The 7,731-nt window shown below is 33.9% G+C and carries 8 protein-coding genes; 5 read left to right on the forward strand and 3 right to left on the reverse strand.

Going from position 1 to position 7,731, the window contains the following annotated elements:
- On the reverse strand, nucleotides 1–1,017 hold the full coding sequence (locus tag LV89_RS06445; protein WP_109742049.1) for a sensor histidine kinase: 1,017 nt from the start codon (nucleotides 1,015–1,017) through the stop codon (nucleotides 1–3).
- Nucleotides 1,018–1,090: 73 nt separating this feature from the next.
- Here LV89_RS06445 and LV89_RS06450 point away from each other — a divergent pair, with 73 nt between their 5' ends.
- Nucleotides 1,091–2,587 (forward strand): NADH-quinone oxidoreductase subunit N, encoded by a 1,497-nt coding sequence (locus LV89_RS06450; protein WP_109742050.1) that lies wholly within the window; start codon nucleotides 1,091–1,093, stop codon nucleotides 2,585–2,587.
- Between the two features lie 170 nt (nucleotides 2,588–2,757).
- Here LV89_RS06450 and LV89_RS06455 read toward each other — a convergent pair whose 3' ends face one another.
- Nucleotides 2,758–3,270 carry a phosphoribosyltransferase family protein gene (locus tag LV89_RS06455; protein ID WP_109742051.1) on the reverse strand — a complete coding sequence of 171 codons (513 nt, stop codon included), beginning with the start codon at nucleotides 3,268–3,270 and terminating at the stop codon, nucleotides 2,758–2,760.
- Between the two features lie 250 nt (nucleotides 3,271–3,520).
- Here LV89_RS06455 and LV89_RS06460 point away from each other — a divergent pair, with 250 nt between their 5' ends.
- Nucleotides 3,521–4,081, forward strand: a complete 561-nt coding sequence (locus LV89_RS06460; RefSeq protein WP_310588767.1) for a YcxB family protein — start codon at nucleotides 3,521–3,523, stop codon at nucleotides 4,079–4,081.
- Nucleotides 4,082–4,328: 247 nt separating this feature from the next.
- Here the strand turns inward: LV89_RS06460 and LV89_RS06465 are convergent, their stop codons facing one another.
- Complete coding sequence (locus LV89_RS06465; protein ID WP_109742052.1) at nucleotides 4,329–6,026, reverse strand: S41 family peptidase; 1,698 nt, start codon at nucleotides 6,024–6,026, stop codon at nucleotides 4,329–4,331.
- Nucleotides 6,027–6,232: 206 nt separating this feature from the next.
- Here LV89_RS06465 and ruvX point away from each other — a divergent pair, with 206 nt between their 5' ends.
- From ruvX to LV89_RS25550, 3 genes are all read left to right on the forward strand, one after another.
- Nucleotides 6,233–6,649, forward strand: coding sequence for a Holliday junction resolvase RuvX (gene ruvX, locus LV89_RS06470; protein ID WP_109742053.1), 417 nt, complete (start codon nucleotides 6,233–6,235; stop codon nucleotides 6,647–6,649).
- A 115-nt stretch (nucleotides 6,650–6,764) separates the two neighbouring features.
- Entirely contained in the window at nucleotides 6,765–7,511 is a 747-nt protein-coding gene (locus LV89_RS06475; protein ID WP_109742054.1) for a shikimate dehydrogenase family protein, read from the forward strand.
- 9 nt (nucleotides 7,512–7,520) lie between these two features.
- The coding region (locus LV89_RS25550; RefSeq protein ID WP_211321161.1) for a hypothetical protein at nucleotides 7,521–7,731 on the forward strand (211 nt) is incomplete at its 3' end.

Raw genomic sequence — 7,731 nt, forward strand, 5'->3', positions numbered from 1 at the left:
TTAATAAGGCATTTTTACAACGGCTATTACCTTTTTATTTTCATTGGTAATAAAAAATGAAGCTCTGTCACCGTATTGTAACTCAAGTCTTTTTTGAAGATTATCTAAGCCAATTCCTCCTTCATCGCTCTTTGGCTTGGGGTCATAAGTACCAGAATTTTCAACCGACAAAGAAATTATATTTTTTTCAGCATGAGCCGATATAATAATTTCACCACCTGATTTTAATTGACCGATTCCGTGTTTAACCGCATTTTCAAGCAATGTATTTAACGACATTGGCATAATTAACACATTTTCTAAGTCTTTCTGAATATTAAAAGTATAATTGAGACGGTGGTCAAAGCGTAATTTTTCAAGAGATAAATAATTCTGTGCTAATCTAATTTCTTCTCTGAGTGTTGCACGCTGTTGCTCGCCTAAATTAAGCGAAAGTCGCAATAAATCAGATAGCTGAATGATTGACTCACGAGCCAATTTTCCATCAGAAATGGTTAATGCTTTGATACTATTTAAGGCATTAAAAAGAAAATGAGGGTTTAATTGTTTTTTGAGGTTTTCTAATTCAGATATTTGCAGGAGATTTTCCGCTTTAAGGGTCTGTTGTTGTTTATCCTGATAAATAATCGAAAAATGATAAAGATGATAGAAGAAGAAACAAGGTACAACCAACCAAACATTTTGAATGTAAAGTGATAAAATATTAAATAATGTTTCAGGGAAACCAATACCACCCAAAAAGTAGTCAATGCCAGTAAACATTAACCCAATAGAACAACTACCAAGTAATGGATATATAAGGAATTGAACCGTTTTAAAATCGTCAGGCTTAATATCTTCTAAAATATAAGAATAAATATAGCCAACTAAAAAACCGACAAAAAGGTATGACAAGAAGAAAATTAAACGTCCAGTAACGTCATTTTCATGGAGTGGACAATAAGATAAAGCAGTGTAGGCTATTAAAGTCCAGCAGCAAAGTTGTGCCAACCAAAACAGTATATTCTTTTTAAGCATCGTGTTGTTTTGTAAAAGGATAGTTCAAAAATACTAATAAAAGTAGAATGCAGTAAGTTTATGCAGAAAAATAATGACTAATTTTTTATCACTACCCGACCAACTCGCTCAAATACTCGATAGTCTTCAAGCACTTTCACCCGAAGTATTTCTGTCATTATCATTTTTAATAATGATTTTGATTGATTTATTCTTGCATCAAGATTTAAAAAATAAGCAACAATTAGTGTCAAATACACAGCAGGCAAATCATGTATTGCTTGGTATTTCTGTAATTACTCTACTCATTGTCTTGAATCAAATTGTAGAGCAATTTTACACCACAAATGATTCATTCTTATTTGGGAAGACGCTAATTTTAGACTCAAAAGCAATCTTATTCAAATTCTTAATTATTCTATCAGCAATTTTCGTGCTTTTTCATGTCATTGTCACAAAAAAAGATTTTATCGGCGAATTTTACCCTATTTTAATCAGTATGGTGGTCGGACTTTGCCTAATGACCATGTCCGTAAATCTATTAATGATTTACCTTTCCATCGAAATGGTTTCTATTGCTTCTTATATGCTCACGGCTATTGATAAAAACCGAAAAGGGATTGAAGGAAGTTTAAAATATGTACTTTTTGGGGCAACGTCTTCGGCAATTATGCTTTATGGAATGTCATTATTATATGGTATGACAGGAACGCTTGACATTGCTTCACCTGATTTTTCAAGAGGAATCTCACAAATTGACGAAGTTGCTTCAACGGTTGCTATTGTATTGACAATCAGTGGATTTCTTTTTAAAATTTCTGCAACACCATTCCATATTTGGACGCCCGATATTTATGAATCAGCCCCGACACCGATTGTGGCTTTCTTCTCGGTTGCTCCTAAAATTGCAGGTTTTTTAGTAGCAATTCGTTTTTATTCAGCCATTCCAAACAACCTCCAAACAATTACGGCAGTGTTGTCGATAGCAAGTATTACTTTCGGAAATTTCTCTGCACTTTGGCAAAATAATGCTAAAAGATTATTGGCGTATTCAACCATTGCCCATGCTGGTTTTATGTTGATTGGCTTGGTAACAATGTCTCAATTAGGATTAACAAGTCTTGTTTTTTATTTGGTAACGGTACTTTTTACCAATTTGGCGGCATTTCTTTTGATTGATTTTTATGAAAGTAAACATCAATCGGTCAATATAGAAAACTTGAAAGGACTTGGGAGAGTCAATCCTTTTTATGGCATCATGATGTTGATTGTGATGATTTCTTTGGCAGGGTTGCCTCCTATGGCTGGTTTCTTTGCGAAGTTAAATATATTCTCGGCACTTTGGGAAACATATCAGTCAACCAATAAACCGATTTTGCTTTGGTTATTCATTTTCGGATTAATGAATACGGCTATTGCTCTTTTCTTCTATTTGAAGATTCCATTCTTTATGTTTTTTAAAGAATCGACTGAAAACCAAACATTTGAGTTAAATCCTAAACAATATTTTTTGGCAATTATATTGATTTTACCCATTCTGATTTTATTCTTCAAAGCAGATTGGTTAATGGAAATTGTGAGTTTTTTATAGGAAATAGGTTTTAGGGGTTAGGCTTTAGGGGTTAGTTATTTGTACACAAAGATTATTGACTTAGACAAGAAGTGTACTCATTACAATTGTGACTTTTAATCGTAATTATAAATACAAATAATTATGAAAGATATTCTAAAACCTAAAACCTAACCATTAATACCTCCAATTTACCTCAAATAAACGCCCATTGTTTCTTCATCGTCAAGTACCACAGAAACATAGTCGTTAAGCGTTGTTGAGAGTTGGTACCCTACATAATCCGCTAAAATCGGAAATCTGCGAAAATTTCTATCTACCATAACTGCTACTTGAATTCTTTTTACAGGAATACTCAAAAACGGAGAAAGGCTATAAGCAAAAGTTCTTCCTGTGTTTAGTACGTCATCTACAACAACGATGGTTTTACGTTCCAGAAAACGTTCGTCACAATCAAATTCTACTGGACTTTCATAAGTTACGTCTTTGTCCACGTCAATTAAAACAGCGGTTGCTTCGATACTGGAAATTTCATTTAATGTAATCGCCAATTTTTTAGCCAAGGAATGTCCTTGCCCTTTTATTCCAGCAATAACAATTTCTGTTTCTTCAAAGTTATTTTCATAAATCTCGAAAGCAATTCTTCTGATTTTCTGTAAAACTTGATGATGGTTGAGTATTTGGTTATCGGTCAATTGAGTCATGGAAATTGATTTTATTACAAGATATTTTGCTTGTTGTACTTTCTGTAAAATTAAGTATTCAGAATCAAAAAAAATGATTCTGTGGCGATTTATGAAATAAATTCTAAAAAATGAGTTCCAAATTGCAGTGATTTATAGATTAAGAATGTAAAAAATGACCTCCAAAACTATAAATTATTATCTCTTAACTATTAATTATGAACAATTCTTTACCTTTGCAGTCCAATTTATCAAAAAATATCATTAAAAAATGGCAAAAGGATTCTCACAAGGACAACAGAGACGAGTACAACAAGCAGTACCAAGCAATCCGTTGGCGATTAAAACCAAGAAATTTGCATTAGAAAAAAATAAATTTATTGGCTTAAATATGATGCAATTAATTAGAAATCAATGGTATTGGGGTTTTGTACCTTTGGCTTTGATTTTAATTAACGCAGGTTTAAATATTTCAAAAGTATATCCTAACTATTGGATTTATGTAATTACAGTCTTGGGAGCCATTTTATATATCGCTTTTTGGGCAGTTCAATTTACGGGAGTTACGCAATTAGAGCAATACAAGCAATTATTCCAAAAATATCGTTACGAAATTGATAGCCGTCAGATTTTGATGAAAATTTCAGATACAGAAGGTGGCGTTATCAAGTGGGACATGATTAAAACTGCTCGTAAAGACAAAGAAGCTTATATTTTAGACATGGGTTCGTATCAATTTATTTATCTACCATTTACGGTTTTCAATAATGATAATGATAAGAAATTGATGGACAGAATCTTGAAAGATAAAGGATTTATTGCTGCTGAATAATTTTCAGAACTTATAAAAAAAGCCTCTCAATTTGATTGAGAGGCTTTTTTATGTTAGTTTCAAGTACTAACCTTATACCAATTTTAAAGATTTGATGCGTACTTTACGGAATTCCTTTTTAAATTAGTATTACTCTTTGGAGGAACTTCCCGAAAGTTTTGAACTTTCGGGAAGTTAAACCCCAAACATCCAAATTTCCATTCTTATTTTTAAAGTGCCAAAGTAGAACTAAGTATTATGTAAGAAGTTACTTCTTAATCGAGTGAGAAATTGTTTCTACCAATTCTCCACGAGCCATTCTTTCTGCTTTGTCAAAATGTTTTAATGATTTTTGGAAAGTATCGTCAAACGGTGACATTATCTGAAAATACTCATTGTTTAATCCATCGTTAACTTTACGTTGCCAAACGCTACGAGCAATGTACGCTTTAATTTGAGCCTTAATATATGGCATTGAACGCTCGTAATCTCTCGCACGCATTTTTACATTGGCTTGTTTAGCCAATCTTTGCATATCTATCAACATGGCATCATTGACTACAAAAAACTTATTAAAATCTTTAAAAGTAAGTTTCTCTAAAGATTTCATGTTGTCATTGGCATAGTTTAAGGCAAATTCACGAATGATATTTTTCCCCCATAAATCACTTAGATATTTGGTAAAATAAGTAGTGTCACGTGCCACAAAAACATCTGGCGTGATACCACCACCACCATAAACTGTTCTGCCACCAAGTGTTTTATATTTCAATTTATCATTAAATTTGATACTATCTGCATTAAAGAACTCACCACTTTTCAAGCGTTTTTCATAGTCTTTTTCGTAATCTTCTTCACGCCCCAAAACATAAGGTTTTTGAATACTACGTCCACTTGGCGTATAATATCTTGAAATGGTCAATCGCAATTCTGAACCATCTTGCAAACTTACAGGCATTTGTACTAACCCTTTTCCAAATGAGCGTCTTCCCACGATTAATGCACGGTCATTATCTTGTAAAGCACCCGCTACAATTTCAGCAGCAGAGGCACTATTTTCGTCCACAATTACCATCACTGCTCCCTTCTCAAAAATACCATCTTTTTTGGTAAAAGTTTGAGTATCGTATTTTGAGCCTTTTCCGTCCGTGTAAACAATCATACGTTCACCTGCCAAAAGTTCATCAACCATTTTTTCCGCACGGTCTTTATATCCTCCTGGGTTTCCACGCAAATCAAGCATCAAACGCTTTAAGCCTTGTCCTTTTAGGGTCGTCAAAATATTTCTAAATTCATCGAAGGTAGATTCTGTAAATCTATCCACTTTGATATATCCTGTTTGTGGGTCAACCATATAACCAGCCGTCACCGAATAAGATGGTATTCTGTCACGAATAACAGTAAACTTCTTAATTCCTTTTTCACCATTACGTAAAATCTCCAACTGAACTTCTGTTCCTCTTGTACCACGAAGTTTACTAAAAATAAGGCTTTGTGTAACTTTTGGACCTGTTAATGAAATGCCGTCCGCTTTAATCAAACGGTCGCCACTTTTAATACCTACTGACTCAGAAGGACCACCCGCCATAGCATTTACCACATAAACGGTATCACTGAAAATATTAAATTCAACTCCAATCCCATCAAAACCAGATTCTAATTGAGAACGAGCCGAAGCCACTTCATCGGTTGAAAAATACGAAGTATGAGGGTCAAGTTTTTCCAACGTTTTTCTGATTGAAAATTCTACCAATGAATCTGTATTGACAGAATCGACGTAACTATTTTCAATCAATGACAATACCTCACGATATTTATTAAAACCCTTTAAAACGTTATTCATTCGGGTTTGTCCACCAAAGAAATTTGCACCCAACAAAATCCCTCCCACTAATGCGATGGCTATCCAAATGGGTATTTTCACGATGGTTGAATTATTCTTGATGGGTTCTTGTCCTTTTTGCATATTGCTTAATCCTAATTTTTAGAAACTGATATTAAAGTTACGAAAAACTGAAATCTTGCCAATGTTTTTGGTGTAACTTTGTTTTTTTATTAGGTATTAGGGGTTAGGATTTAGGAATTAAGTCAAAAAACACTTTAGAAAGAGTCAAACACTTCTCGTTTTTTAAAGCCCTAAATCCTAATTCCCAACCCCCAAACCCTAATAAAATGTCCAGAATATTAGCCATAGATTACGGGACGAAGCGAGTAGGTTTAGCCGTTACCGACCCTTTAAAAATTATAGCATCAGCTCTGGATACCATTCATAGCAAAGATGTACTTAATTATTTGAAAGAGTACGTTGAAAAAGAAGAAGTTGAGGCTTTTGTAGTGGGTATGCCCGTAAATTTGGACGGAGAAGATACCAACAACACGCCTCATGTAAAAGGTTTTGTGAAGACTTTGAAAAAAACATTCCCTGACATTCCTGTACATTTGCACGACGAACGGTTTACGTCATCAATGGCTCTTCAAGCTATGATTACGGGAGGTTTCTCAAAAAAAGACCGTCGTGAAAAAGGAAATATTGACAAAATTTCAGCAGTAATAATTTTACAATCCTTCATGGAAAAAGAGGGAATTTAATTGTTTGAGATTTTGGATTTACGATTGCGGATTTTATCCTAAAATTCATGAAATTTTAAGATAAATTTGCGACCCAAAATCCGAAATCTTCAATCGAAAATCCGAAATCAAACAAATGAATATTTACGGTTTAATTGGTTATCCGCTTGGGCATTCCTTTTCAAAAGGATATTTTACAGAGAAGTTTTCAAATATGGGTATCTCAGATGCCAACGTGTATGAGAAATTTGAGATAGAAAATATCAACGACTTACCTGCTTTACTACAAAATCCTGACTTGAAAGGATTGAACGTTACCATTCCACACAAACAAAATGTATTTCCTTTTTTAGATGCTGTTGATGAAGCTGCTTTGAAAATCGGGGCTGTCAATACTATCAAAATTATGCCTGATGGTTCGACAAAGGGTTTTAATACTGATTATTGGGGTTTTCGTTGGACTTTAGAAAAATGGAGTGATTTTCAAGAAATCAAACCTAAAAAAGCTCTGATTTTAGGAAAAGGTGGAGCGGCAAAAGCTATTATTCAAGCCTTGCAAGACTTAGGATTAGAAACACAATACGTTTCTCGTAGAAAAGAAGAAGATACTATTACTTACGACGAATTGACGGAAACTGTCATGCAAGAACATCTTTTTATCGTAAATACCACGCCTTTGGGAATGTTCCCGAAAGTGGATACTTTTCCAGAAATTCCTTATCAATTACTGACCGATAAACATTTATTGTACGACATTGTGTATAACCCATTAGAAACTGTTTTCTTGAAAAAAGGCTTAGAACACGGAGCAAAAGGTGTACATTTTGGTTTGGAAATGCTACACGGACAAGCTGAAAAAGCTTGGGAAATTTGGCAAAGTTGAGTTTGGTTATTGGGGATTGGTTACTTGTTATTGGTTATTGGGAATTGGTTATTGGGAATTGGTTACTCGTTATTGGTTACTTGTTATTGGTTATTGGGAATTGGTTATTGGGAATTGGTTACTCGTTATTGGTTATTGAAAATTGGTAGTATAAGAGTATTCACTAACTGGATTACCAATAACCAATCCCCGATTACCAATAACCAATCCCCGATTACCA

It is taken from the genome of Arcicella aurantiaca, assembly GCF_003148625.1.
Lineage (GTDB): Bacteria > Bacteroidota > Bacteroidia > Cytophagales > Spirosomataceae > Arcicella > Arcicella aurantiaca.

Coding starts and splice junctions, on each gene's coding strand:
- LV89_RS06445 (WP_109742049.1), bottom strand. CDS start 1,017: ATGCTTAAAAAGAATATACTGTTTTGGTTGGCACAACTTTGCTGCTGG.
- LV89_RS06450 (WP_109742050.1), top strand. CDS start 1,091: ATGACTAATTTTTTATCACTACCCGACCAACTCGCTCAAATACTCGAT.
- LV89_RS06455 (WP_109742051.1), bottom strand. CDS start 3,270: ATGACTCAATTGACCGATAACCAAATACTCAACCATCATCAAGTTTTA.
- LV89_RS06460 (WP_310588767.1), top strand. CDS start 3,521: ATGGCAAAAGGATTCTCACAAGGACAACAGAGACGAGTACAACAAGCA.
- LV89_RS06465 (WP_109742052.1), bottom strand. CDS start 6,026: ATGCAAAAAGGACAAGAACCCATCAAGAATAATTCAACCATCGTGAAA.
- ruvX (WP_109742053.1), top strand. CDS start 6,233: ATGTCCAGAATATTAGCCATAGATTACGGGACGAAGCGAGTAGGTTTA.
- LV89_RS06475 (WP_109742054.1), top strand. CDS start 6,765: ATGAATATTTACGGTTTAATTGGTTATCCGCTTGGGCATTCCTTTTCA.